Raw genomic sequence first — 25,226 nt, 5'->3', positions numbered from 1 at the left:
TGGCCGGGCAGATCGCGAAGCGCCGTCGTTCGACAGCGACCGGTGGACGCGCGCCGACCCACGATCCGTGGTCGGGCGCTGCCGCGTACGGAATCGAGGTACGCCTGCGACGTCATGAGGCGCCGGTCGATGCTGTCCTACGAGGATTCCCGTCAACCGGTGTCTGCCGGGGAGACGGGCGTGGCGCTCAGGGGCAGGAGCTGGGGGCGCTTTGCGGTCCGGCCGTCGCCGGAGGACTGACCGCGCAGACGGCGTCCGAGCCAGGGCGCGAGGAATGCGGCCGCCCAGCGCAGTTCGGCCGCTGCGGCTTGCCAGCCCACGGGGACCGCCTGTGGCGGCAGGGGGAGCGTCCAGGCGTCGCCGCTTCCGGGCAGGTAGATGGCTTGGGCAAGGGCCGCGGCGATCCGCTCGTGGCCCAGCGGGCTGGCGTGGAGTCGGTCCGCGGTCCACAGCCGTGGGTCGGTGGAGACGGCGTGCCGGGCGGTTTCGGCCACCGCGACCCCGTGACGGGCGGCCGCAGCGCGGATGCGGATATTGAGGTCGAACACGCGGGACCTGATGGGCCGGGCAAGGGGCGCGATCTGCCCCATGTCGGGGAAGGTCAGCGTCACCACGTGGGCCCCGGCGGCCGTGAGCGCGGCGAACATCTCCTCCAGGTGACCGGCCACCTCTGCGGCGTTGAACCGGGGCCGGAGCAGGTCGTTCACTCCCGCGACGACGGTGGCCAGGTCGGGGCGCAGAGCCAGGGCAGGCTCCAGCTGTTCGGCGCGGATCTGGCCGGCGACACGTCCTCGTACGGCCAGGTTGGCGTACCGAAGCTCGGGGTTGACGGCTGAGAGGTGCTCGGCGAGCCGGTCGGCGAAGCCGCGTAGACCGACGGTGTCGTCCCCGTCGCCCAGCCCTTCGGTCTGGCTGTCGCCCAGGGCGACGTAACGCAGGTATTCACCGCTCGGCATGAGTGTCCGCCTTTCCCGGAGGACCGCTGTCGAACTGTCGCAAGGCCATCAAGCAGCCCCTCCGCTCGTTCTCGTCCGGCATCGCATCATAGTCAAGAAAGTGACTAATCATATGCTTGCACATGAGGGAAGGCCCGCCCTCAGAACCGTTCTCCGTGCCGACCGCCTCCGGTCGCGGATGAGCCGCCTCGTCCGGACGGGAAACACGGCATGATCAGTGGATGCAAGCCATGGAGGACTGGGCAGGCGGTGGAGACATGGGTGAGCAGGCTGGGATCTCTTCGCCGAAGGAGGCCGCGGACAACGCGCTGGTGCTGGCCTTCGGGCGGTTGCAGGGCGCCGCAAACCGGCTGGAGTACATCCTGGGGCGGTCGCTGGAGCGGGAGTGCGGCATCAGCCACCTCATGTACGAGGTCCTGCTCATTCTGGGCCGGGCGGAGGGGGCCGGGCTGCCGATGCGAGCCATAGCCCAGGAGCAGGTGCTGACCACGGGCGGTGCGACGCGTCTGGTGGACCGGATGGGGGCGGCCGGACTGGTCGAGCGCGTCGAGGATCCCGACGACCGGCGTGGGAAGTTGGTACGCCTCACCCCGCTGGGAGAAGAGACCACCGTCCGCGCCTCTCGACTGCACGTGGAGAACATCCGCCGTTACTTCCTGGCACCGCTGCCGCCGGAGGACCACGAGCGGTTCGCGGAGGACCTGCGGATCCTGAGCCACTCGGCCCGAGACGTGCTGCCCCGGCTGCCCTGAGGCACTTCCGAGGCCGGTGCCGGACGGCAGCGCTGGCGTACTGACAGCAGAAGCATGAGCGTTGTGTGGTCGACGTCACACGAGCGGGGAAATACCTGACACGTCAGTTACTGTTCTGTCAGATGAGTGGCTCGCAGCAGGCGGGCGCCACCTTCTGTGCCGAGGTCCCGATGAAGGTCGTCTATGTTTTCGACGCCTACTGCGGCTGGTCACACGGGTTCTCCGGCACCCTGCGCGAGGTCGTCGCCCGCCATCCCGAGTTGCCGGTCGAAGTGGTCTCCGGCGGCCTGTTCACCGGATCGCGCCGGGTGCCGATCCGCGAGTTCGGCCATGTCCAGGGTGCGAACGCCAAGATCGCCGAGCTGACCGGTGCCGAGTTCGGCGAGGCGTACGAGAGGCTGATCGCCGACGGCTCCTTCGTGATGGACTCGGGGGCCGCCGCCCGCGGCGTGGCCGCCCTGCGTCAGGCCGCCCCCGACCGGGCGGCGGAACTGGCCGCCGCCCTCCAGGACGCCTTCTACATCGACGGCCACAGCCTCTCCGCCCCCGCGGCCTACCGCACGGTCGCCGAGCGGGCCGGACTGGACGCCGACGCCGTGGTCGCCGCCTTCGAAGCCCCCGAGGCGCAGGCCGCGGCCGAGGCCGGCTTCCACCGGGCCGCCGAACTCGGCGTCACCGGCTTCCCCACCCTGCTGGCCGTCGTCGGCGGCCACGCCACCACCTTGGCGCACGGTCACGCCACCGCCGACGGCATCGACCGGCACCTCACCGACCTCCGCACCCCCTGATCCTCTCCCCGCCCCCACCCGCCCCCTACCCGCCCCCTTTCCGTCAAGGAGCCCCCATGAGCACCCTGTCGTTCAAGGTCCTCGACCTGGACTTCCCCGCCGGCAGCAAGAACAAGACCGCCACCCTCGTCACCGGCGAGACCGAGGCCCTGCTGGTCGACGCCGCCTTCACCCGCGCCGACGGCCACCGCCTGGCCGCCGAGATCCTCGACTCGGGCAAGAAGCTGACCACCGTCTTCGTCAGCCACGGCGACCCGGACTTCTACTTCGGCGCCGAGGTCCTCGCCGACGCCTTCCCCGACGCGAAGTTCGTCGCCACCCCGATCGTCATCGAGCACATCAAGCACTCCTACCAGGGCAAGCTCAAGGCGTGGGCAGCGCTCGGCCCCAACCTGCCCACCCGCCTGGTCGAGCTGGAGCCCCTGACCGGCGACCTCACCCTCGAGGGCCACCGCTTCGAGCTCAAGGGCGGCCCGGCCGGCCTGCCCGACCGCCACTACCTGTGGCAGGCCGAACACCGCGCCCTGCTCGGCGGCGTCCTGCTCTTCCAGCAGGAGCACGTCTGGGTCGCCGACACCCCCACCCCCGGCGACCGTGCCGCCTGGATCGACCTGCTGGACGAAATGGCCGCGCTCGCACCGGAGTTGGCCGTCCCCGGCCACCGGCTGCCCGGCACCGCGGCGGACGCCTCCGCCATCGCCGCCACCCGCGCCTACCTGCTCGCCTTCGAGGAGGAGCTGGACCGGGCCGCCGACGGCGCCGCGCTCGCGGACGCCCTGGTCAAGCGCTACCAGGCCAACGGCATGTTGATCGCGGCCCAGATCGGCGCGAAGGTCGCCAAGGGCGAGATGAAGTGGGGCTGACACACATGCCGTACGCGAACACCGACTTCGCGACCTCCGTCGCGCCCGCCGATGTGGTCCGCCGTCAGTACCTGGCCTCCGCGGCCGGTGACCTGGCGGCCCTGCGCGCCACACTCGCGCCCGACGTGGAGTGGACCGAGATGGCCGGCTTCCCGCTCGCCGGCACCTACCGCACCCCCGACGGTGTCACGTCGAACGTGATGGAGAAGCTCGGCCAGGACTGGGACGGCTGGACCGCCCACGACGACACCTACGTCGTCGACGGCGAAAACGTCGTCGTCCTCGCCCGCTACACCGCCGTCAACAAGGCCACCGGCAAACCGATCGACGTACGCGTCGCCCACCATTTCGTCGTACGCGGCGGCCTGGTCGTCCGCTTCGAGCAGTTCGTCGACACCGCGCTCGTGCTCAAGGCCATGAACCACTGAGGCGGCCCGGTCACCGGCCATCGGGGACGGCGGCCGAAACGGCCCCGTCCCCGTCGGCGGCAGCCCGAATCGGCCAACTGTTCACGCGCCCTCGCCGGCCGTCGGTCAAGGATGGGCGTGCGGGGCTGACGCCGTGCGGCTGAAAGAGGCGGCTGAGGTGCCGGGCGGCGACCCCGATCGCCTCCGCGACCCGCTCCGCGCCCAGGCCGGGGTCGCGCACGTGCCGAGCGATGTACGCCTGAGCCAGTCGCCGGTCAGCGGCCGTCTCGGTGTGCGTGCGCCTCGGCCAGCAGGAGGTAGCTGCTGGCGGTCCAGGTGTAGGCGCGGTCGCGCAGCCCCCTTCCGGTGAGGGCGTCGAAGTTCTCGGCGAAGCCATGGGTCTCGCACAGGGCGCGGAAGCGGGCGCTGATGTCGTCCGCCAGCCGCTGGTGGCCGGCGCGGCGCAGGCCGTCCTCGACGAGGATCGTGGCGGGGGCCCAGATCGGGCCGCGCCAGTAGCCGTCGGCGAGGTAGTGCGGTGAGCTGGTCCGTTCGGTGGCGAGGCCGTACGGCGTCAGGTGGGCCTTGATGTGGTCGGCCAGTGTGCTGGTGACCTCGCCGGGCAGGTGCTCGCCCAGCACGATGGGCATCAGGTCGAGGAGGCCGGCGCTGCTCCAGGTGCCCCCGCTGGCGACCCCCCGGGCGACGAATCTGTCCTTGTCCCAGAGCTGGTCGAGCAGCGCCGTCCGGGTCTCCTCGGCGGTTCGCCTCCATCGGCCGGCCTCATCGGTTCTGCCCAATTCCGTCGCCAACTCGGCGAGTTGGTGGAGCTGGAGGACGAGGAAGGCGGCCAGGTCGGCGGTGACGACGACCCGTTCGGGGTCGAAGATGGTGGCGTTGTCCCAGCCACTGTCGTTGCCGTGCTGGTAGTGGGGCAGTTCGGCGCCCGGGGCTCGTCGCGCGGTCAGCCAGAAGTCGGTCCAGCGTTCCAGCCGCTCGTATGTCTCGGTCAGTTCGGCCCGGCCGGGAGGCGTCGGCAGCCGGCGGCGCAGATGCCCGAGGGCCCAGCCGTGGATGGGCGGCTTGACGAAGTTGTGGAGGACCTCGGAGTGGGTGACCGAGTCGGGCAGGGCGCCGCCGGCGTCCTGGTGGTCGAAGGGCAGGTGGTACTGGTCCCAGGCGAGGTCGGGGCGTCCGGGCGCCAGGGCGAGGGCGTTGAAGCAGTGGTCCCAGCTCCAGACCTTGTCCATCCAGTGCTTGGACATCAGCACGCCGTGCCGGGTGACCAGTCCCGTCGGCCGTACGGTCGCCGACCAGACGACGTAGACGGCGAGTTCGGCGGCCGGAGTGGCGGACGAACGCCAGGGGGCCACCGCGTCGACGAACTCCGCGAAGGCTGTCCGTGCGGCCTCCACGATGGCGTCGAAGGCCGCCGAGAAGGCGTACGGCGGACGGGAGGTGTCGAGTTCCTCGATCGCGATCTCCCAGTCCCCGTCCGCCTCCGCGGTCACGGCCAGACCGCGGTCGGCGCTGCCCAGGGCCTGGGCCCCGGCCGTGTCGGCGAGAGTGCCGGACAGCACGGTGACGCGATAGCGGCGTCCGGTCTCGTACGACGTGAACACATACGCGTCCACCGCCGGGTCGCGGAAGAAGTACGTCCCGCTGAACGGGGTCAGGGCCTGCGCGGCGGCGAGGACGCCGATGCCGAGGCCACTCCCCCGCAGGCGTACGGTGTCCGGCGACTCGTAGGCGAGGTCGACGCGCCCGCCCCCGCCGATCCAGCTGAGCAGGTCCGGTGTCGTCTGGACGCGGGTCTCGGCGCGGGTGCCCGTCGCCGGGTCCAGGGGCACGAGGCGCAGGACGGCGTGCATGCCGTTCTGGTGCGAGACGAGGTGGAGGTCCTCGGCGTACGTCTTCTCCGCCACCACGGGCGAGATGTCGAACCAGGATCCGTAGGTGCTGAACGGGATGTCGTGGACGGAGAAGGCCGGGCCGGATGGGGCGGCGGTCATGACGGGTGACTCGTTTCTCGAGCGGGGGGCACCGGCCGACTGGCGTGCAGCCGGTTCGGTCGTGACGGGGGGCGGGGAGGGAGTCAGTCCTTGACCGCGCCCGCGGTCACGCCGGCGGCGACGTAGCGCTGGGCGAGGACGAGGATGACCGCGGCCGGGAGCGAGGCCACGACGGCGGTGGCCATGATGGCGTTCCACTCCTGGTTGTTGTTGCCGATGTAGTGGTAGATGCCGAGGGTGATGGGCTCGTGGGCGCCGCCGTTGACGAGCGTGCCGGCGAAGACGAAGTCGGACCAGGACCACAGGAACGCGAACAGGGACACCGTGACGACGGAGTTGCGGCTCATCGGCAGCACGATCGACCAGAAGGTGCGCAGGGCCCTGGCTCCGTCCATCGTCGCGGCCTGGAGCAGTTCGCCGGGGATCCCGGACATGAACGCCGTGAAGATCAGCACCGCGAAGGGAACGGCAAGCGTGGAGTCGGCGATGATCAGGCCGGGGACGGACTGGAGCAGGCCGAGCTGGAGGTAGATGGCGTAGAAGCCCATCGCCATGATGATGCCGGGGATCATCTGGGCGGCCAGCAGGAGGAAGCTCAGTACCCCGCCGCCGCGTGGACGTAGCTTGGCCAGGGCGTAGCCGGCGGGCGCGGCCAGGGCGACGGTCAACACGACCGTGCCGAGGCCGATGACGAGGCTGGTGCCGAGGTAGGGCAACTGCTGGTCGATGACGGCCCGATAGCCCTCCAGGGTGGCGTGGGCGGGGAACAGGTCCGGCGGGCTCTTACGCATGTCCTGGTCGCGGGTGAAGGACACGTTGATCATCCAGTAGACCGGGAAGAGCATGATCGCGGTCAGCAGGAGGCCGATGGCCGTCTTTCCCCACGTACGGCGGCGCCGGTTCAGGACTGTCTGTGCACTCGTCATGACAGTGCCTGCTTTCGCTGGACTCGGAGGTAGACCAGGCCGAAGACCAGGGCGGCGACGACGAGCAGGTTGCCGACGGCCGCGCCGGGGCCGAAGGCGGGCAGGAGGTTGCCGAAGCCGAGCTGGTAGGACCAGGTGGCGAAGGTGGTGGACGAGTCCGCCGGGCCGCCCTTTGTCATGATCCAGATGATGTCGAAGACCTTGAGTGTGTAGACGAGGCCCAGCAGGAGGGTGATGGCGGACACCGGGCGCAGCAGCGGGAAGGTGATGCGCCAGAAGCGCTGCCAGGCGTTCGCCCCGTCGAGGGCGGCGGCCTCGTACAGGCTCGCGGGGATGGACTGCAGGCCGCTGTGGAGCACGACCAGGTTGAAGGGGACGCCGATCCAGATGTTCGCGATGATCACCGAGGTCAGCGACCAGGACGGGGAGGTGAGCCAGTTCACCGGGTCGATGCCCACGGCGTGCAGGGCGGCGTTGACGACACCGGAGTCGCTGTTGAGCATCCATGACCAGGTGGAGGCCGAGACGATCAGTGGCAGCAGCCAGGGCACCAGGAACAGGGCCCGCAGGGTGGCGGAGAGCCGGAAGTGCTGATGGAAGAAGACCGCGAGGGCCAGGCCGATGACGTACTGGAAGACCAGGCACACGGCGGTGAACACCACGGTGTGCAGCAGAGCCGGGGCGAAGGCCGGGTCGTCGAGGACGGTGCGGTAGTTCTCCAGGCCCGTGAAGGGCGCGTCGCCCTGGACGAAGGAACGGACCGTGTAGTTGCGCAGGCTCAGGTCGATGTTGCGGTAGAGCGGATAGGCGTAGAAGAGGACGAGATAGAGGGTCACCGGAGCGAGGAATCCCCAGGCGGCCCACTGGGTGGAGGTGGGCCGTCGGCGTTTCCCGTCGCGGACCGGGAGCCGGGCAGCGGTGGCCGCCCCGTTCCGGACGCGCAGGGACCGGTCGTCCGGCAGCTTCGTATGGTTCATCTGTGGTCCGGGGGAATCCTGGCTACTGGGCGGCGGACTGGGCGGTGGCCAGCGCGTCCTTGGGCGACTCGGACCCGCTGAGGGCGGACTGGACCGCCTTCCACATCTGCTCGGAGATCTTGGGGTACTTGGTGCCCAGGTCGTCACTGGTACGGCCCTTGGCTGCCTTGACCGCGTCCACCCACGGCTTCAGCTCGGCGTTCGCCGCGACCTGCTTGTCCTGGACCTCGCTGGTGGGGGCCACGTAGGACAGGGTGGTGTCGGTGTCGTAGAGGTTGTCGCTGTTGGTCAGGCAGGTCGCCAGCTTCTGGGTGGTGGGGTAGCGGCCGGTGTCCTCCTGGACCGGGATGGTGACGAACTCGCCGCCGGTCGGGGCCGCGGCGTTGCCGCCCCCGGAGGCCGGGATGGGAAGGACGCCGTACTCGAAGCCGGCCTTCTCGGCGCCCGCGAGCTGCCAGGTGCCGTTCTCCGCGAAGGCGTAGTCGCCGCTCGCGAACTCCTGCCAGCTGGTCGTCTGGGTGTTGTTGATGACCGAGTTGGGGGCGTAGCCCTTGTCCAGCCAGTTCTTCCACAGCGACAGCGCGGAGACCGCCTGGTCGGAGTCGAGTGCGGTCAGTTGGGCTCCGGAGCCCCAGAACCAGGGCAGGAACTGGAAGCTGCCCTCCTCCGTGCCGATCGCGGAGAAGGTGATGCCCTTCTTGCCCGCCTTCTTGACCTTCGCGAGCGCCGCGGTCAGCGACTTCCAGTCCTTGACCGAGGCGATGTCCACCCCGGCGTCCTTCAGTACCGCCTTGTTGTAGTAGAGGGCGAGGGTGTTGGCGCCGATCGGCGTGCCGTACGTCTTCCCGCCCGACTGGCCGGCAGCGAGGAGGTTGGGGTTGACCTTCGAGGTGTCCAGCTCGTTGTCGTCGGTCGTGGTGAGCACGCCCGCCTCCGCCAGGGTCGACACCACCGGGTTGTCGACGATGAGGACGTCCGGGGAGTTGTCCTGCTGGGCCGCCAGCAGCGTCTTGTTCGGCAGGTCGCTGGTGTCGAACGCGGTCCGCTTGATCTTCACGCCGGCCTCGGTGCCGCAGCCGTCCAGCAGCTTCGCCCAGGCCGAGGTCTTGTCGAACTGCGGGTACGGGTCCCACACGGTGTACGTGCCGCTGCCGGCGCCCTTGGTGTCGGCGCTGCCCGCCCCGGAGGAGCAGGCGGTGGCGGTGACGGCCACGGCCATTGCGGTCAGGGCAGCGGCGATCAGACGGCGCTGTCTGGCAGAGCTGTTCATCGAAGTTCCTTTGATTTCGGGCATGCGGGTGCCCACGGCACGGGTGGTGAGGATGTCCGGGCATGCCGAACCACGCTGTCGAGCGGTCCGGGCGTCCGGTGGTGTGAGCAGGCGTACGGGGGTGCGGTTCAGGGCGTCGTGACGGGCCCGGTACTCGCGCCGGGAGTGGCTCCCGAGGGACCGGTGCTGGCCCGCAAGGAGATGGGCGGTGTGAGGAGGTGGCTGCGGGGCGGCGCGTCGGGATGGTCGAGCCGCTCCACCAGGAGTTCGACGGCGCGACGGCCCATCTCCTCCGCCGGTACGTCGGCCGCGGTGAGCTGCGGGGTCACCGTCTCCGCCCAGCGGCCGGCCACGACCCCGGTGACGGAGAAGTCGCGCGGCACATGGCGGCCCGCCTGGGCGAGCCCCCGGTAAAGGCCGCCCAGAGCGGCCTCGTTCAGCGTGACCAGGGCCGTGGTGGCCGGGTCGTCGTGCAGGATCCGCTCCAGACAGGCCTGGCCCGAGGCGGCGTCGTCCCCGCAGCAGTACGTCCGCACCGTCAGCCCGCGCTCGGCCGCGGCCTTGGTGAAGCCCTCGAGTCCCCGGTGCGCGGACTCGTAGCCGGCCCGCAGGAGCTGCTCGGGACGGTTGACGAAGGCGACCCGGCGGTGGCCGAGATCCGCCAGGTGGTGGACGCACGCCGCCGCCAGCGCGGTGTGGTCCAGGCCGACCCACCAGCCGCCTTCCGGGCGGGCGGTGCGGCCGATGGCGACGGAGGGAAAGTCGATTGCGGCCAGGTGCTCGGCCCGGTCGTCCTCCAGCCTGATCTCCATCAGGATCGCGCCGTCGACCCGCCGCTCCCCCAGCAGCCGCTGGAACGAGCGGTCGCTGTCCACACCGCTCGGTGACAGCAGTACGTCGTAGTCGTAGGCCGCGGCGGCCTCCACCACACTGCCGATGAAGTCCAACTGCATCCCGGTGTAGTGGTTCCCGGCCGGCGGGAAGACCAGACCGATCGTGCTGGTCCGGCCGTTGGCCAGGGCGCGCGCGCTCGCGTTGGGCCGGTAACCCAGCTCGTCGATGACCTGCTGGATCTTCCGGCGGGTGTCGTCCGAGACCGGGCGCTTGCCGCTCAGCGCGTAGGACACGGTGCTCCGCGAGACACCGGCCCGCCTGGCGATCTCACCGATGTTCACGGCGACTCCTTGCTCGAACCGGTTCGACCCTCTCGGTTGAGGGAGCGGCCGCCGGTCGTGCCGATAGGGGTGGAACAGAGGCGAGACCGGCCGTCGAACCGGTTCGCGTGAAGTGAAGGTAGGAACTGCCCGAACCCCTGTCAACACCCCTGACGACACTTTTCGCACCCCGCCCGGACTCGGGGAGATCCTCGTGCCGAAGGGATTGCTGGCCGGGAATCCCGGTGCTAGCTTCCCCGAACCGGTTCGATGAAGTGATCCTTCCGATGACCGCGGGCCCCGTGGCTAGCCCTCCCCGGCAGCACTGGCCCTGACCCGATCGGCAAGCCGAGTCTCCTATAGCGCGCGCATTCGATATCGAACCGGTTCGACGCATGTAGACACCCCAAGGATTGAGGACGCGATCCATGCCATCCGCTGACAGATCCGCCCGGCGCCGGGCTCCGGCCGCCTTGGCGGCGGCTCTCGGGGCGGGCCTGCTGGCCGCACCGGCCGCCCCGGCGCAGGCGGCCGAGGCGCCCCCGCCCACCGCGCACTACACCTTCGACCAGGACGACCCGGCTTCCGGCAGGATCAGCGACAGTTCCGGCAACGGCCTGACCGCGACCCTGGTGAACGGCTCCACCGCCCAGTCCGTGGCGGGCACGGACGGCGGCAGGGCGCTGGCCCTGCCTGGCGGGGCGCCGACCTCCGACGGCGCGTATGTCCGCCTGCCCCGCGAAGTGCTCGCGAGCGCGAGCGACCTGACGGTCTCCGCCCGCGTGAAGTGGAGCGGCGACGCGGCGTCCTGGCAGCGGATCTTCGACCTGGGCACCGACACCACCAAGTACCTCTTCACCTCCCCGTACAGCGGCAACGGGGTGCTGCGCACCTCCGTCACCACCGGCGGAGGAGGTGCCGAGGCGCAGGTCTCCGGGTACGCGCCGCTCCCCTCCGACCAGTGGCGGACCGTCACCGTCACCCTCGACACCTCCGCCCGCCGGGTCACGACCTACCTCGACGGCGTCGCGGTCTCCTCCGCCGCGACGACCGTCAAGGCCGCGGAACTGCTGGACTCCTCGGCCACGGCCGCCGGCTACATCGGCAAGTCCTTCTGGCCGGACCCGTTGCTCAAGGGCGCGATCGACGACTTCACCGTGTGGCACTCGGCGCTCAGCGCCGAACAGGTGGCCGGTACGGTCGGGACCGTGCCGACCGTCCAGGAACTCTCGAAGACGTCCTTCGAGGTCCGTACGACCACCGGGACCGCCCCCTCCCTCCCGGCCGCCGTCCGCTCCTCCTTCTCCGACGGCTACGACCGGGACGTGCCCGTCGCCTGGGCGGCCGTACCGTCCGAGCAGTACGCGCAGCCGGGGACCTTCACCGTGGCGGGAACGGCGGCCGGGCGCCCCGTGCGGGCGAACGTCACCGTGGTCCGCGAGGGACAGCTCACCGTCGACCTGGGTTCGGACACCGGCGCGTTCCACGGTGGCGCCTCCGGCACGCTCTACGGCGTGTACGGACCGGACGTCCCCACCAACAACCTCATCGAGGGCATGGGTCTGCGCACGGTCTCCACGAAGGCGCAGGACGGTCCGCAGCACCCGGGCGCCGACGCGCTGGAGGTGGTGAAGCCGCTGGCCGACTCCACCGACGGCGATGTCTACATCTACATGACCGACATCCACCGCGGCTTCCCCTACGAGTGGCCGGGCGACACACCGGCTCAGAAGCTCAAGCTGTACGAGGAGAAAATCGCCAAACAGGTCGACCAGGTGCTCCAGTTGCCGAAGCAGTACCAGGACAACATCGTCTTCGTGCCGTTCAACGAGCCCGAGGGCAACATGTTCGGCACCGGTCAGTGGAGTTACAACAAGATCAGCTGGCTGAACGACCCCGATGACTACTTCGCCGCCTGGGACTCCGCGTACCAGCTCATCAAGGCCAGGATGCCCGACGCCCGCATCGCCGGGCCCAACACGAGTGTCCTGTACGACCAGGTGAAGGGCTTCCTCACCCACGCGCTGGCCGCAGGCACCCTCCCCGACGTCGTCACCTGGCACGAGCTGAGCCACCCGGAGGCCGTGCGCGCGAGCGTCGCCAAGTACCGGGCGTGGGAGAAGGAGTTGTTCGAGGGCACCGACCGTGCGGGCACCCGAATCCCCATCAGCATCAACGAGTACGCCTTCAACTACCACACCTCGGTCCCCGGCCAGATGATCCAGTGGGTGTCCGCGATCGAGGAGTCCAAGGTGGACGCCGACATCGCGTACTGGAACATCGACGGCAACCTCTCCGACTCGGCGGTGCAGTCGGGCCGCGGCAACGGTCAGTGGTGGCTGCTGAACTCCTACGCCTCGATGAGCGGGCACACGGTGGAGGTGGCCCCGCCGTTCCCCGGCGAGAACTACACGATGCAGGGCGTGGCCACGCTCGACGAGAAGAAGAAGCAGTCCCGGCTGGTCTTCGGCGGCTCCACCGGCAAGGGCCACATCACCTTCGCGGGCGTCCCCGAGAAGGTCTTCGGGGACCGCGTGCACGTCTGGGTGCGCGAGATCGAGTGGAGCGGCCAGGTCGGCGACAGCTCCGGCCCGAAGCTGCTGTCGGAGCAGAACCTGACCGTCGGTGAGGACGGCACGGTCGTCGTCGGCTTCGGCGACGGAGGGCTGCCGAAACTGAAGGAGTCCTCGGCGTACGAGATCGTCCTCAGCCCGGCCGGGAAGGCGAAGAACTCGCAGTCCCCGCCCACGCGCTGGGAGGCGTCGTACGAGGCGGAGGGCGCTGCCCACACCGGGTCCGGCTACTCGAAGAACGGTCCGGAGGGCTCGACCGGCGACGTGTCGAAGTTCTACACCTCCGGCGGCTACGACGTGGGCGGCCTGCGCACCGGCTCGGACGTCGCGCTCGACTTCACGGTGGACGTGCCCGAGGACGGCACCTACGACCTGAGTGTCTTCGCCAACTCCCTCAACACCTTCGACAAGGTGAAGGAGCAGGGCCCCACCAACGTCTTCCTGCGCGTGGACGGCACGGCGGACAGCGAGCAGGAGCTGTACCTGCCGCTCGGCTACAAGTGGGTGGTGTGGGACCACACCGACACCAAGGTCCACCTCACCCAGGGCAGGCACACCCTGACGCTCGCCGCGAAGAGCCTCGACGGCAAGCGCGCCACCAAGGGTGACGCCATCGTCGACCGCCTCACCCTGTCGCTGCCCGAGGCTTCTGCCGCCACCCAGGTGTACGAGGGCGAGCTGGCCTGGCTGCACGGCGGGGCACAGCCCGTCTACCGGCTGCCCAAGGAGGCCGGTACCCCCGCCACCGGCTCTGGCGCGGTCCGGCTCGCGAAGAACCAGACCGCCACGTTCTGGGTCTACTCGCCCGCCGACCGCGAGGCCACGCTCGGCGTCGACACCCTCGACGGCTCGGGCGCCCGTCTCTCCGTCAACGGCCACGACGTCCTGCGCCTGGCCAAGGGGAAGCAGGAGGTGGCGGTCTCCCTCTCGGGCGGCGTCAACAAGGTGACGCTGACCGGAGGTTCGTCCACCAGTCTCGTCGACCGCCTCACGGTCACGCCGACCGAAGGGGCGCTTCCGGCGCGTACGTACGAGGCGCGGGACGCCGCGCTCGCCGGCTCGGCCGCGCTCACCCCGCTGTCCCTGGCCACCGACGGCACGGCGATCACCGGCATCGGCGGCGAGCCCGGCAACGGCAACACCGCCACCTTCACCGTCTCCGCCGACCGGGCCGGGCTGTACGCGCTGCGGATCCGCTACTCCAACCCCGAGCAGTCACCGGCCACCCACTACAACCCGGACCCGCTCGCCCGCCACGCGGACCTCACCGTCAACGGCGGCGAACCCCGGCGCGTCGGCTTCCCGCACACCTTCCACCAGAACAACTTCTGGGAGCTGACCGTCCCGGTCCAGCTCGAGAAGGGACGGAACGCGATCACCTTCCGCTCCGAGGAACTGCCGAACTTCGACGGCACCACCTACGCCTCGGACACCTTCCCCGGGGTACTGCTCCGCTCCCGCTACGCACCGCTGATCGACCGGATCACCGTGGCACCGTTCGCACGGGAGGTGCGATGAGGTGATCACCACCGGCGGCGGCGCGACGCGCACGGCGGCCGGGGTCCCGGTGATGCGCCGAGACCCCGGTCACGTTCGGATCACTCCACGGCCGTCGGCCTGCGCGACGCCGCCATCGCCTGGTCGACGTCGGTCAGCGGGCGCAGCCGGTAGGTGTAGGAGTAGTCGCGGCTCGCGAACAGCTTGTACTCGTCGTGGGTGTGGGCGCCCCAGCTGTTGTCGCCGCCCAGGCCCATCTGCCGGTGGTTGACGCGGAGGACGACCTCGTCGCGCGGGGCGAGCTGGTAGCCGTGGCGGACGCCGGACGACAGGTCCTCCGAGGTGAAGTGCGAGGCGTTGACCTCCAGGAGGGGCTCACCGGAGACGAGGAGGCCGGTGCCGGTGCGGTCGGTGAGGGCGATCCAGCGGACGTCGGTCTTGTTGCCGTTCTCCTGGGGGCGGATGTACGGGGTCCACTGGCCGGAGACGGTGCCGGAGTGGACGCCGACGTCGGTGCCGTCCTTGCGGTCGAGGTAGTTCTCCTCGGGCCCTCGGCCGTAGTAGCGAAGGCGCTCGAAGCGGCCCGGCAGGAAGAGCATCGTGCCGACCTCCGGGATGTACGGCAGGGAGGCGGCGCCCGGGTGCAGGGTGTTGTCGACCTTGATCTCGCCGTTGCCGAACACCGTGTAGGTGGTGCTGTACGTCGACTCGGTCGTCGTGGGCAGGGTGCCGCTGACCTTGATCTCCACGGCCTTGTCACGCAGGGCGCGCACCGTCACATCCGTCACCTTGCGCCGGTCGCCCGCGTCGCGCCAGGTCTGGTTGCGGGTGTGCTGGCCGTTGCCGCGGTCGTTCTCGGTGGGCGCCCGCCAGAAGTTCGGCACCGGTCCGGAGGTGATGAGCCGGGTGCCCCGGGCTTCGTACGAGGTGATGACGCCGCTGCTCTTGTCGACGGTGACGGAGAAGCCGTTGCCCTTGACCGTGACGTCCGCGGCCCGCTCCTCGTGGCGCAGGGCCGGTACGGTCGCCAGGGGTACGGGGGCCACGACCGGGATGTCCGCGTCGATGGGGAGTTGCTGCTTGGCCACCTCGAAGCCGGCCTTCGCCCAGGGGGTGGTTTCCTTGGTGGTGAAGGACAGCTGGAGGAAGTATTCGGCGCCGGGCGCCGGGGTGGCCGGCAGCTGCACCGGGACCGTGATGTCCTTGCCGCTGAGCGGGGGGACGTCCAGCTGGGTGCGGCTCAGCTTTCCGCGCCGGATCACCTCACCGTCGGCGACGAGGGTCCAACGGCCGTCGAACTCACGGAGGTTGGTGAACAGGTACTCGTTGGTGAGGGTGATCGGCGTTCCGGGGGCCAGGGCGGCGCCGGAGGCCGGTGCCACGCCCACGGCCTGGTAGATCTGCTTGACCTCGGCCGCCTTGCCGGTGAGCCGGCGGTCGGCGGTGATGATGCCGTCCGCGTTGGAGGTCCCGTCGTTGGGGTTGTCGCCCCAGTCGCCGCCGTAGGGGAAGAAGGTCTTCTCGCGGGGCCGCTTCTCGGTGACGTCGACGGTGGCCGCGTCGAACCAGAACCGTACGCCCTCGTCGCCGGGGCCGCGGCTGTCGGAGCCGAGCTCGGCCGCGCTCAGCGCCCGGGCGTACACGCGGGCCCGGCGGATCGTGCCGCTGAACTCGCGGGTGGGGTTGTCCACGTCGGTGGCGAGCGCGAGGGGCGCGGTGTTGGTGGCGGGCTTGCGTGTGGTGGTCCGGGTGGCCTTCGCCGCGCCGTCGACGTAGAGGGTCAGCGTGCCGGCGTCGGCGTCGAAGACACCGGCGATGTGGTGCTCGCGGCCGGTCCAGTCGTCCGGGAGGGCCCAGTTCGCGGTGATCCACTGGCCGCCGCCGTAGATGAAGAACTCCAGGGTCCGGTCCGACTGCTTGAGGGCGTACTGGGTGTCGCCCTTGGCGATGATCGGCTGGTGGTAGCCGGTGACGTGGGGGGTGACCCAGGCCTCCAGGGTGAGCGAGCCGGTGAGGTCGAGGCGCTGGTCGCGGGCGAAGACGGTGGCGCCGGAGACGCCCTTCGCGCGGTCGAAGGTGCCGCTCGCGGTCAGGATCTCGCCGCGCAGGCCGCCGGGCCCGGACTCGGTGAGGATCTTGCGCGGCGGGACGGGCCAGCTCAGGGACTGGTCGACGAAGTCCCAGATCCAGCCGCCCTGGAGGACGTCGTAGCGGCGGACGATGTCCCAGTACTTCTTGAAGTTGCCGTTCGAGTTACCCATCGCGTGGGCGTACTCGATCATGACGTACGGCCGGGTGTCGGCCGTGTCCTTGGCGCGCTGCTCGACGCGGGAGGGGCTGTCGTACATCTCCGAGCGGATGTCGCTGATCGTCGGCCGGTCGTCGCCCTCGTACTGGATGACGCGTGTCGGGTCGTAGGACTTGATCCAGTCGTGCATGGCGACGAAGGTGCTGCCGCCGCCGGCCTCGTTGCCGAGCGACCAGATGACCACCGAGGCGTGGTTCTTGTCGCGGTGGACCATGTTCTGGGCCCGGGCCACGCACGCCTTGGTCCAGTCCGCGTGGTTGCCGGGGTACTCGCCGCGGATGCCGTGGGTCTCCAGGTTGGTCTCGTCGACGAGGTACAGGCCGTACTCGTCCGCGAGTTCGTACCACAGCGGGTTGTTGGGGTAGTGCGAGGTGCGGACGCTGTTCATGTTCATCCGCTTGATGATCTCGATGTCCTTGGTCATGTGCGCCCGGGTGAGCGTCATGCCGCCGTCGGGGTGCATCTCGTGGCGGTTCGTGCCGCGGAAGGAGACGGGCTGCCCGTTGATCCGCATCAGGCCGTCCTTGAGCGCGAACTCGCGCAGGCCCACGCGGTGCGAGAGCGTCTCGATCACCTTGCCGGCCGGGTCGCGCAGGTGTAGGACGGCGGTGTAGAGGTTCGGGTGCTCGGCGGACCACAGCTTCGGCTCGGGGACGGCTCTGCTTGCCCGGACGGTGACGTCCTCGCCGGCGGGGGCGGACGCGAGGTCGACGGCCTGCCGGAGCGGGCGGGACCAGACGGCGTGGCCGCGGGAGTCGTACAGCTGTGTCTCGACGGAGTAGCCGCCCTCACCCCCGCCGCCGTACGAGCGCACGTTCGCGGTGACGGACAGTTCGGCGGCGGTGTAGTCGTCGCTCAGCGGGGTGTCCAGCTTGAAGTCGCGCAGGTGGACTTCGGGCGTGGAGTAGAGGTAGACCGAGCGGAAGATCCCGCTCAGCCGGATCATGTCCTGGTCCTCGAGCCAGTCCCCGTCGGAGAAGCGGTAGACCTCCACGGCGATCTGGTTGGTGCCCGGCTTGAGGTGCTCGGTGATGTCGTACTCGGCGGGCGTGAACGAGTCCTCGGCGTACCCCACCAACTCCCCGTTGATCCACACGTAGTGCGCGGACTTGACGCCTTCGAAGTGCAGGAAGGTCCGTCGTCCCGCCCAGCCGCGCGGCACGGTGAAGGTCCGCCGGTACTGCCCCACCGGGTTGAAGCGCGTCGGCGCCGCCGGGGGCCGGGCCTCCTCGCCGAGCCCGTTGGGTCCCCACCACGGGTAGGTGATGTTGACGAAGATCGGGCGGTCGTAGCCGTGCATCTGCCAGACGGAGGGGACGGGAATGCTGTCCCAGTCGCTGTCGTCGACGTCGGTGCCGTAGAAGTCGGTGTCCCGGTCGTCGGGCCGGTCCGCGTAGGCGAACTTCCACTTGCCGTCGAGGCTGAGTCGGTACGGCGAGCGCGTCCGGTCCGCGTCCAGCGCCTGTCTGAGGTCCGCGTACGGCATGAGTGTGGTGTGCGGGGGCTGGGTCCCGACCTGGAAGACGTCGATGTGCCCGTTCCACTCCGGGGTGGCGGCCGCCGTTCCGGCTGTGTCGGCCGCGTGGACCGTGGCGGCGGACGATCCGGACAGGGCGAGGGCGCCGAGGACGGCGGCTCCTCCCTCCAGGAGGCGGCGCCGGCTGACGGGCACACCCTGCGGGTGGGGCGTGGCAGGAGACTCGGGAGAGTGCGGCATGACCGTGGCCTTCCTCGGGACGACAGTGCGCTGTGCGGCTTGAGGGAGCGTCAGATCCTGTGCGGTGCTGTTGAGAAACCGAACGCACACTAGGTTGTGAACACACGTGAAGCAATGATGCTGTCGCTGTTTGTGTGTTCCTGACGGGTCCCGCCGCCGACGTTGGCCGAATCCCGGCCATGCGCTGCCGTACCGAGGGGCTGGGTCACTTCACCGCATGTCATGCCGTCGGGACTGCCTCCAGGACGTGGTAGTCGGGCAGGCCGGGGGCGACCGGTACGGCCGCCGTCGCGGTGAGCGCGAAACCGGCCGCGGCCAGCAGGGTCCCGTACTCGTCGCGGGTGCGTTCCCGGCCGCCGGTGAAGACCAGGTTGTTGAGGTCGGTGAGCCCGTAGGCGGCGGACTCCTCCGGGGTGAGGACCGGCGGCATCAGCGTCTCGACCAGGATCAGCCGGGCGGTCGGCGCCATCGCGGTGCGGTGGTCGAGCAGCAGCGCGGTGGCCTGCTCGTCGTCCCGGTCGCGGACCACGTTGTTGAGGACGTACGCGTCGGCGCCGGACGGCACGGGGCCGGTTCCGTCGCCCGCGACGGTCTCACAGCGGTCCACGACCCCGGCGTCGCCGAGCACGGCGAGCGCGGACTCCAGCACCTCCGGGCGGTCGTACAGCACGCCCCGCAGTCCCGGTACGGCGCCCAGGACCGCCGCGAGCAGGGTGCCGTGGTCCCCGGCCGGGGCGGCGACGGCGCGGAAGGCGGAGAAGTCGTACGCCTTGGCCACGCCGTCGGCGAACTCCCGGGTGGCCAGCGCCATGCTCTCGCGCAGCTTCACGGACAGCTCGGGGTCGTGCGCGATCGCCTGGTGTGCCGTCAGGCCGCTGCCGGGGTCGCGGTGGGGCCGACCGGTGCGCACGACGTCGGTCAGCGCGCCCCAGGCCTGCCACATCTGCGGCGTGACGGACAGCCGGACCTCGTCACGGGCCGAGCCGGCGGCGTCCGTGCGCAGCAGCCCGCCGAGGTCGGTGAGCGCGAACCGCTCGGTGTCCAGCTGGGTGACCAGGCCGAGGGCGGCCAGCGCCCTGAGCAGTCTGCGCAGTGCGGCCGGGTCGGTCCCGGTGTCGCCGGCGAGGGCGTCGTAGGGGCGCGGGCCGCCGGCGAGTGCGTCGGCGATGCCCAGTTCCGCGGCCGTGTACAGGATCTGCGCCGGTACGTAGCCGAGGGTCATCTGCTGCAGGGACGGCTCCACGGCAGCGGCTTCCTCTCCGTCGGGGTGGGTCATGAGGTGTGCAGGGGCAGGGTGTTGACGCCGACCATGTCGGGGGTGGGGAAGAACGTGGGCGGCTTGGCGGGGTCGGTCCGCAGCACGGGGAAGCGGTCGAGCAGGGCGTTCAGCGCGATACGGCCCTCCAGCCTGGCAAGGCCGGCGCCGAGGCAGAAGTGGATGCCGCGGCCGAAGCCGAAGTGCGGGTTGGGGTCGCGCGCCGGGTCGTAGACCTCGGGGTCGGGGAAGCGCAGGGGGTCGCGGTTCGCGGCGGCCAGCCACAGCATCACGATCTGGTCCTTGGGGATGCGCGTGCCGCCGATCTCCACGTCCCGGGTGGTGCCGCGGGCCAGCGCCGCCGACGGGGAGAGCGTGCGCAGCGCTTCCTCGATGGCGCCCGGCACCAGCGAACGGTCCGCGCGGACCCGTGCCGCCTGCTCGGGGTGGGCGTCGAGGCAGAGCACGGTGTTGCCGAGCGTCATCGTGGTGGTGATGTGGCCGGTGACCAGCAGGATGTTGGCGACGTTGACGATCTCGTTGTCGGTGAGCCGCTCGCCGTCGACCTCGGCCAGGGCGAGCCGGCTGAGCAGGTCCTCGCGCGGTCGGCTGCGGCGTTCGGCGAGATGGCCCGCCATGTAGTCGATCAGCGGCCGCAGGCGCTGGGTGGCGTCGCGGATGTCCTTCTCGCCCTGCTCGCTGCCGTCGAGGAAGGAGAAGCCGCTGAAGCTCTCGACGACGTCGTCCGCCCACTTGCGGAACAGGTCGCGGTCGGCGGCGGGGACTCCGAGCAGTTCGGCGATGACGATGACCGGCAGCGGATAGGCGAGGTCGGCGGCGATCTCGATCTCGGGCTTGCCCTCCACCGCGTCGAGCAGCTCGTTGGTGATGTCGACGACCCGCGACTCCATGGCGCCGACCAGCCGGGGTGTGAAGGCGCGGCTGACGAGGCTGCGGTACTTGCGGTGGACGGGCGGGTCCATCTGGGAGATGTCGCCCTCGATGAGCGAGTCGTCGACGCCGACGGGCAGCAGCCGCGTCAGGTCGGACGAGAAGGTCTCGTGGTTGTTGAGGATCTCCAGGCACTCGGCATGGCCGTAGACGTTCCACACGCCCTGGGCCTCGTCGAACTCGACCGGCGTGGCCGGCCGGTCGCCTCGCAGCCATGCGTGTTCCGGATGGATGTTCCACCACTCGACGACCGTCGTCATCGGTTTCTCCTTCGCGCGGGTCACTGAGTGAGGACGGGCAGGGTGTCGACGCCGTCGGCGTCCACGACCTGGAGGAACGTGGGCGGCCGAGCGGGGTCGGGGCGCAGGTCGGGGAAGCGGTCCAGGAGGGCTTCGAGCGCGGCCCGGCCCTCCATCCGGGCCAGCTGCCGGCCCAGGCAGAAGTGGACGCCGCGGCCCAGCCCGAGGTGGGTGTTGGGGGTCCGGCCCGCGTCGAAGGCGTGCGGGTTCTCGAACTGGCGCGGATCGCGGTTGGCGGCGCCGGTCCACACGATCATCATCTGGTCCTTGGGGATCAGCGTCCCGCCGATGTCCGCGTCGGTGTTGGTGGCGCGGCCGACTCCGCAGATGGGGCTCAGATAGCGGAGGGACTCCTCGATGGCCTTGGGCAGCAGGGAGCGGTCGGCGCGGACCCGGGCCGCCTGCTCGGGGAAGGCGTCGAGGCAGAGGACGGTGTTGCCGATCAGCATGGCCGTGGTGAGGTGGCCGTTGACCATCAGCCGGTTGCAGATGTTCGATATCTGACTGCCCGTCAGTTTCTCGCCGTCGATCTCCGCCTCGACGAGACCGCTGATCAGGTCGTCGCGGGGCTGCTTCCTGCGGTCGAGGGCCAGTTCGCGCCAGTAGTCGCGCATCTCCCAGAGCAGGCCGAGCTCCTGTTCCAGCTGCTCCTGGCCTTCCAGTTGGGCCTCGGGCGACTCGAACTCGTCACCGCCGTCGAGCATCTTGTCCATCCACTGCCGCAGCAGGGCGCGGTCGCTCGCCGGGACGCCCATCAGGTCGGAGATCATGATGAGCGGGAGCGGGGCGGCGAACTCCTTCATCAGGTCGAACCGCGGCTTGTCCTGGAGTTCGTCGAGGAGTTCACGGATGACGCCGTGCACCTGTGACTCGAGCCTGGCCACCAGGCGGGGGCTGAACGCGTGGTCGACCAGGCCGCGCAGTTTGCGGTGCTGGGGCGGGTCGGTGTGGGTGAAGTCGCCTTCGACGATGGACTCGTCGAGCTTGATGGGGTCCAGTCGCATCATGTCACTGGAAAACACCTTCGGATTTCCGAGGATCTCGGCACACTCGGAATAGCCGTAGATGTTCCACATCTTGAGTTCTTCGTCGTACTCGACGCTCTTCTCGGGGTGCTTGCCACGGAGCCAGAAATGGCCCGGGTGAATGTCCCACTGGTCGACGGGCGAGGTCACGGGACGCGTCCTTCCATGAGGGCATGCGGACGGAAAAGGCAGAGAGGGTGAAGAGGGGGTCAGGAAAAGCGAGAGGCCGATGGTCGCGGAAAAGGGCGACGTGGCTGTCGGCCGACCGGACCCCAGTTTTCAAGCCGGGCCTTCCCGGTGTCAATGGAAAAGGAGTCCTGGGCAGTTGGTCATGGGCCCGGACGAGGACAGGCCTGTCCTGGCGACAGGACAGGCCTGTTTCCGTTGCGGAATTACCTCCGGGAAGACGCTCGTATGCGCTCAGCCGACCCGCTGAAGGGCCTTCTCGCGGCGTTCGGCGACCGTGGAGCCCGACTCGCGGCGCGCCATGCGGCGCAGCACGATCGGGGCCAGCACCAGGCCCAGTACGGCCCAGGCGCCGAGGACCCCGACGGTCTCCAGGTGGCGCCAGGAGTCGCCGATCTCGACGGTGACCGCGCTGTCGGGCAGCAGGGCGGAGCGCATGCCGAGCCCGAGCCAGTAGACCGGGAATACCTGGGCGAGCCACTGCACCCAGTCCGGCATCGAGGTGACGGGGTAGAAGATGCCGGAGGTGGCGATCATCGCCATCATCGGCAGCATGATGAGCCCTTGGCTGCGGGTGCTGGTGAAGACGGATCCGAGTACGGCACCGGTCGGCAGGGTCGCGACCAGTCCGAGGGCCAGGACCCAGACCAGGGTCAGCCAGGCGTCCGCGCTGCCGACCGAGAGGCCGGGGACGATGAGCAGGCCGGGGATCAGGAAGATGGCGAGGTCGATGACCAGGCCGAACGACACGAAGACGATCTTGCCGGTGAGGTAGCCGGCCATGCCGTTCGGGGGCGCCTTCGCACGCAGCAGTGTGCCGTCCTCCCGCTCGGCGGTGAGCAGTTGGCTCATGGTGACCATCGCCATCGCGGAGTTCATGCCGAGGATGCTCGGCAGGACGAGCGTGCCCAGGTCGAATCCGGTGTCGCCGAAGGACACGTCCCGCACCAGGTAGGTGACCACCAGCATCAGCACGGGCCACAGGAAGTGGTTGAGGAGGTCGCCCGTGTTGGTCAGCGACTGCCGCAGCTCGATCAGGCCGCGGGACCAGCCCGCGCGCAGCGCCGTCGTGGTCGGGTTCATCGGTGCACCTCACGCGACTTGTTCCCCGGCGCCGCCGCGTCCTGCCCGGACTCCGCCTGCCGTACCAGGGAGAGATAGGTGTCCTCCAGCGAGGCGCGGCGGACCTCCAGGTCCGCGATCTCCTCGCCGTACTGCTGGAACAACTGGTGGACGAACTTGGTCGATTCGGAGGTCGAGTGCCGGTGGTGCCGGCCGTCATGGGTCCAGCGGACCTCGTCCTCGCCCGCGATCCGGCGGGCCAGTTCCTCCGCGGTGCCGTCGGCGATGATGCGGCCGCCGTCCAGGATCATGATCCGGTTCGCCAGCTTCTCGGCCTCGTACAGGTCGTGGGTGGTGAGCACGATCGTGGTGTCCCGCTGGGCGGCGAGGCTCTCCACCAGGTCGTGGAACTCGCGCCGGGCGACGGGGTCGAGACCGGCGGTCGGCTCGTCGAGGAAGAGCAGTTCGGGGCGGCCCACGAGGCCGACCGCCACGTCCAGGCGGCGGCGCTGTCCGCCGGAGAGCATCCGCACCTTCTTGCCGGCGTGTTCGGTCAGGCCTACGGCCGCGACGAGTTCGTCGGGGTCCCAGGGCCGTCGTATGCGGTCGGTGGAGTAGGGGGCGTAGTACCGGCCGAGGTGGTCGAGGAGTTCACGTACCCGCCAGCGGCCGTGGTCGCGCCACGACTGCAGGACGACGCCCACCCGGGCCCGCCAGTCTTCGTCGGCGTGGGCCGGATCGGTGCCGAGCACCTCGACCCGGCCGGCCGACCGCATGCGGAAGCCCTCCAGGATCTCCAGCGTGGTGGTCTTTCCCGCCCCGTTCGGCCCCAGCAGGCACACCACTTCGCCGTGACGCACCTCCAGGTTCACGTCGTGCAGGACTTCCGTCGAGCCGTAGTTCATGCGCAGGCCCTCGACGTCGAGGACGACCTCGTCGCGCGTAGTCATAGATGTTCCCTCGTCTTCGGACCCGGCCCTCCGCCGGCTGTACGGCTTGGGGGGCGGCTGGGGGTTCGGCTGGGGGTGCGGCCCGGAAACCGCCGGGGGATGTACGGTTTCCGGGCCGCGGTCGGGCCGCCGGCCGGCCGTGCGGTCGCCCGGCTTTCCGGCGGCCGTGGCCGGTACCGGCGCGGCTTGTTCCGGCGTGACTCGTTCCGGCGTGGTGCCGACGGGGTCGGTGCCGGGTGAGTCGGTCACTGGGCGCGCCGGATGACGATGTCGCCGTCGAAGGTGCGGGCGCGCACCTGGACGATCCGGTCGCTGTGGGCCGGACCGCCCACGCCCTGCAGCTGGTTGTGGACGCTGCCGGAGACGGTGCTCACGTCGAGCTTCGCGGCGGTGCCCTCGCGGATACCCACCTCGATCTGGGCCGACGCGGCCGTGATCTCGACCGAGCCGCTGGTGACCTCGCCGATCCGGACGGCGCCGTGGGCCGTCTTGACCTCGACGCTGTCGTGCGGCCGGTCCACGCTGAAGGCGGCGCTCATCCCGGTCATGCGCAGGCTGCCGGTGATCTCGCCGATCCGGGTCTCCCCCAGGTCGTTGGAGATGGTCGCGGTGCCGTCGATCTCCTCGACGCGGATCGCTCCCGACCCGTTGGCGATCTTGGCGTGGCCGTCGGCGCGGGCCACGGTGATCTCACCGCGGGAGGTCGACAGGCGCACGGGACCGGCCCGGTCGATGCGCACGTCGCCCTCGGCGATGTCGAAGCGGCAGTCACCGAGCCGGCCCTCGCTGCGCAGCGCACCCCAGGCCGCGCTGCCGCGCACCTGGGAGCCCTCCGGCAGTTCGATCGTCACGTCGATCGAGCCGCCGTGCGGCGGGATGCCGGAACCGCGGCGCAGGGACGGTCCCTTGACCAGGAGCTTCCCCCGGGTGCAGTCGACCTTGGCCTGCTCGGCGGCCCGGATGTCGGCCGCGTCGGAGGGGTTGCTGGGGCGCACCTCGACGACCGTGTCGAGACGCTTGCCCGCGGTGATCAGGACGTCGCCGGTGGCGATCTCGATACGGGCCGAGATCGGTTCCGGGGTGTCGAACGTGGCCATGCCGAACCTCCCTGGTGAGTCGGTGGGACGCACGGCGGCTACCGCACCCAACCGGTGTAGCTGTGCTGCCCCGACGGTGCGCGCCGCGCGGTGCGGCGGTCGCCGGCGTCGAGCGTGACGGTGGCGGCCCGGACGAGCCAGGCGTTGACCGAGAGCCCCTCGCGTCCCGCGGCCTCCTCGATCCGGGCCTTGAGCGGCCCG

18 protein-coding genes are annotated in these 25,226 nt (G+C 70.3%); 5 read left to right on the top strand and 13 right to left on the bottom strand.

Features of this window, described 5'->3' with window-relative positions:
• Nucleotides 1-152 precede the first annotated feature (152 nt).
• Nucleotides 153-956 carry an SGNH/GDSL hydrolase family protein gene (locus ABIE67_RS41525; RefSeq protein ID WP_370266729.1) on the bottom strand — a complete coding sequence of 268 codons (804 nt, stop codon included), beginning with the start codon at nucleotides 954-956 and terminating at the stop codon, nucleotides 153-155.
• Between the two features lie 257 nt (nucleotides 957-1,213).
• Between ABIE67_RS41525 and ABIE67_RS41520 the strand changes: the two genes are divergently transcribed.
• From ABIE67_RS41520 to ABIE67_RS41505, 4 genes are all read left to right on the top strand, one after another.
• Nucleotides 1,214-1,708 (top strand): MarR family winged helix-turn-helix transcriptional regulator, encoded by a 495-nt coding sequence (locus tag ABIE67_RS41520; RefSeq protein WP_370266728.1) that lies wholly within the window; start codon nucleotides 1,214-1,216, stop codon nucleotides 1,706-1,708.
• A 170-nt stretch (nucleotides 1,709-1,878) separates the two neighbouring features.
• Complete coding sequence (locus ABIE67_RS41515) at nucleotides 1,879-2,496, top strand: DsbA family protein (protein WP_370269460.1); 618 nt, start codon at nucleotides 1,879-1,881, stop codon at nucleotides 2,494-2,496.
• Nucleotides 2,497-2,552: 56 nt separating this feature from the next.
• Entirely contained in the window at nucleotides 2,553-3,359 is an 807-nt protein-coding gene (locus ABIE67_RS41510; protein WP_370266727.1) for an MBL fold metallo-hydrolase, read from the top strand.
• 5 nt (nucleotides 3,360-3,364) lie between these two features.
• The gene (locus ABIE67_RS41505; RefSeq protein WP_370269457.1) at nucleotides 3,365-3,787 is read left to right on the top strand and encodes a nuclear transport factor 2 family protein; all 423 of its coding nucleotides are present in this window, start codon (nucleotides 3,365-3,367) and stop codon (nucleotides 3,785-3,787) included.
• 254 nt (nucleotides 3,788-4,041) lie between these two features.
• Here ABIE67_RS41505 and ABIE67_RS41500 read toward each other — a convergent pair whose 3' ends face one another.
• The 5 genes from ABIE67_RS41500 to ABIE67_RS41480 all read right to left on the bottom strand — a co-directional run bounded on the left by ABIE67_RS41500 (nucleotide 4,042) and on the right by ABIE67_RS41480 (nucleotide 10,126).
• The gene (locus tag ABIE67_RS41500; RefSeq protein WP_370266726.1) at nucleotides 4,042-5,778 is read right to left on the bottom strand and encodes an amylo-alpha-1,6-glucosidase; all 1,737 of its coding nucleotides are present in this window, start codon (nucleotides 5,776-5,778) and stop codon (nucleotides 4,042-4,044) included.
• Between the two features lie 83 nt (nucleotides 5,779-5,861).
• Nucleotides 5,862-6,704 (bottom strand): carbohydrate ABC transporter permease, encoded by an 843-nt coding sequence (locus ABIE67_RS41495; protein ID WP_370266725.1) that lies wholly within the window; start codon nucleotides 6,702-6,704, stop codon nucleotides 5,862-5,864.
• Nucleotides 6,701-7,681: a carbohydrate ABC transporter permease gene (locus ABIE67_RS41490; RefSeq protein ID WP_370266724.1), complete on the bottom strand. Its 981-nt coding sequence runs from the start codon at nucleotides 7,679-7,681 to the stop codon at nucleotides 6,701-6,703. Before ABIE67_RS41490 ends, ABIE67_RS41495 begins: the two co-directional genes overlap by 4 nt.
• A gap of 22 nt (nucleotides 7,682-7,703) precedes the next feature.
• Entirely contained in the window at nucleotides 7,704-8,951 is a 1,248-nt protein-coding gene (locus ABIE67_RS41485; RefSeq protein ID WP_370266723.1) for an extracellular solute-binding protein, read from the bottom strand.
• 128 nt (nucleotides 8,952-9,079) lie between these two features.
• Nucleotides 9,080-10,126, bottom strand: a complete 1,047-nt coding sequence (locus tag ABIE67_RS41480; protein ID WP_370266722.1) for a LacI family DNA-binding transcriptional regulator — start codon at nucleotides 10,124-10,126, stop codon at nucleotides 9,080-9,082.
• 407 nt (nucleotides 10,127-10,533) lie between these two features.
• On the opposite strand from ABIE67_RS41480, the gene ABIE67_RS41475 reads away from it, so the two are divergent.
• Entirely contained in the window at nucleotides 10,534-14,196 is a 3,663-nt protein-coding gene (locus ABIE67_RS41475; RefSeq protein WP_370266721.1) for a LamG-like jellyroll fold domain-containing protein, read from the top strand.
• 80 nt (nucleotides 14,197-14,276) lie between these two features.
• Here ABIE67_RS41475 and ABIE67_RS41470 read toward each other — a convergent pair whose 3' ends face one another.
• The 7 genes from ABIE67_RS41470 to ABIE67_RS41440 form a co-directional block, all read right to left on the bottom strand.
• Nucleotides 14,277-18,200, bottom strand: coding sequence for a glycoside hydrolase family 2 TIM barrel-domain containing protein (locus ABIE67_RS41470; protein ID WP_370266720.1), 3,924 nt, complete (start codon nucleotides 18,198-18,200; stop codon nucleotides 14,277-14,279).
• A gap of 220 nt (nucleotides 18,201-18,420) precedes the next feature.
• Nucleotides 18,421-19,476, bottom strand: coding sequence for a methyltransferase (locus tag ABIE67_RS41465; RefSeq protein WP_370266719.1), 1,056 nt, complete (start codon nucleotides 19,474-19,476; stop codon nucleotides 18,421-18,423).
• The gene (locus ABIE67_RS41460; protein ID WP_370266718.1) at nucleotides 19,473-20,666 is read right to left on the bottom strand and encodes a cytochrome P450; all 1,194 of its coding nucleotides are present in this window, start codon (nucleotides 20,664-20,666) and stop codon (nucleotides 19,473-19,475) included. Before ABIE67_RS41460 ends, ABIE67_RS41465 begins: the two co-directional genes overlap by 4 nt.
• 20 nt (nucleotides 20,667-20,686) lie before the next feature.
• A complete protein-coding gene (locus tag ABIE67_RS41455; protein WP_370266717.1) occupies nucleotides 20,687-21,880 on the bottom strand; it encodes a cytochrome P450 in 1,194 nt (397 codons plus the stop codon).
• Between the two features lie 270 nt (nucleotides 21,881-22,150).
• Nucleotides 22,151-22,999 (bottom strand): ABC transporter permease, encoded by an 849-nt coding sequence (locus tag ABIE67_RS41450; protein ID WP_370266716.1) that lies wholly within the window; start codon nucleotides 22,997-22,999, stop codon nucleotides 22,151-22,153.
• The gene (locus ABIE67_RS41445) at nucleotides 22,996-23,928 is read right to left on the bottom strand and encodes an ABC transporter ATP-binding protein (RefSeq protein WP_370266715.1); all 933 of its coding nucleotides are present in this window, start codon (nucleotides 23,926-23,928) and stop codon (nucleotides 22,996-22,998) included. Before ABIE67_RS41445 ends, ABIE67_RS41450 begins: the two co-directional genes overlap by 4 nt.
• 245 nt (nucleotides 23,929-24,173) lie before the next feature.
• Entirely contained in the window at nucleotides 24,174-25,025 is an 852-nt protein-coding gene (locus ABIE67_RS41440) for a DUF4097 domain-containing protein (protein ID WP_370266714.1), read from the bottom strand.
• Between the last annotated feature and the right edge of the window lie 201 nt (nucleotides 25,026-25,226).

Source organism: Streptomyces sp. V4I8, assembly GCF_041261225.1.
In the GTDB taxonomy this organism is placed as follows: Bacteria; Actinomycetota; Actinomycetes; order Streptomycetales; family Streptomycetaceae; genus Streptomyces.
Note: the sequence above shows the minus strand (reverse complement) of the source record. Positions and strands in the feature narration are given on the sequence as shown.

Bases quoted from the DNA above. Each gene is read 5' to 3' on its own strand.
- ABIE67_RS41525 (WP_370266729.1), bottom strand. From the start codon at position 956: ATGCCGAGCGGTGAATACCTGCGTTACGTCGCCCTGGGCGACAGCCAG.
- ABIE67_RS41485 (WP_370266723.1), bottom strand. From the start codon at position 8,951: ATGAACAGCTCTGCCAGACAGCGCCGTCTGATCGCCGCTGCCCTGACC.
- ABIE67_RS41490 (WP_370266724.1), bottom strand. From the start codon at position 7,681: ATGAACCATACGAAGCTGCCGGACGACCGGTCCCTGCGCGTCCGGAAC.
- ABIE67_RS41460 (WP_370266718.1), bottom strand. From the start codon at position 20,666: ATGACGACGGTCGTCGAGTGGTGGAACATCCATCCGGAACACGCATGG.
- ABIE67_RS41450 (WP_370266716.1), bottom strand. From the start codon at position 22,999: ATGAACCCGACCACGACGGCGCTGCGCGCGGGCTGGTCCCGCGGCCTG.
- ABIE67_RS41465 (WP_370266719.1), bottom strand. From the start codon at position 19,476: ATGACCCACCCCGACGGAGAGGAAGCCGCTGCCGTGGAGCCGTCCCTG.
- ABIE67_RS41510 (WP_370266727.1), top strand. From the start codon at position 2,553: ATGAGCACCCTGTCGTTCAAGGTCCTCGACCTGGACTTCCCCGCCGGC.
- ABIE67_RS41495 (WP_370266725.1), bottom strand. From the start codon at position 6,704: ATGACGAGTGCACAGACAGTCCTGAACCGGCGCCGCCGTACGTGGGGA.
- ABIE67_RS41440 (WP_370266714.1), bottom strand. From the start codon at position 25,025: ATGGCCACGTTCGACACCCCGGAACCGATCTCGGCCCGTATCGAGATC.
- ABIE67_RS41515 (WP_370269460.1), top strand. From the start codon at position 1,879: ATGAAGGTCGTCTATGTTTTCGACGCCTACTGCGGCTGGTCACACGGG.
- ABIE67_RS41505 (WP_370269457.1), top strand. From the start codon at position 3,365: ATGCCGTACGCGAACACCGACTTCGCGACCTCCGTCGCGCCCGCCGAT.
- ABIE67_RS41445 (WP_370266715.1), bottom strand. From the start codon at position 23,928: ATGACTACGCGCGACGAGGTCGTCCTCGACGTCGAGGGCCTGCGCATG.
- ABIE67_RS41475 (WP_370266721.1), top strand. From the start codon at position 10,534: ATGCCATCCGCTGACAGATCCGCCCGGCGCCGGGCTCCGGCCGCCTTG.
- ABIE67_RS41470 (WP_370266720.1), bottom strand. From the start codon at position 18,200: ATGCCGCACTCTCCCGAGTCTCCTGCCACGCCCCACCCGCAGGGTGTG.
- ABIE67_RS41500 (WP_370266726.1), bottom strand. From the start codon at position 5,778: ATGACCGCCGCCCCATCCGGCCCGGCCTTCTCCGTCCACGACATCCCG.
- ABIE67_RS41520 (WP_370266728.1), top strand. From the start codon at position 1,214: ATGGGTGAGCAGGCTGGGATCTCTTCGCCGAAGGAGGCCGCGGACAAC.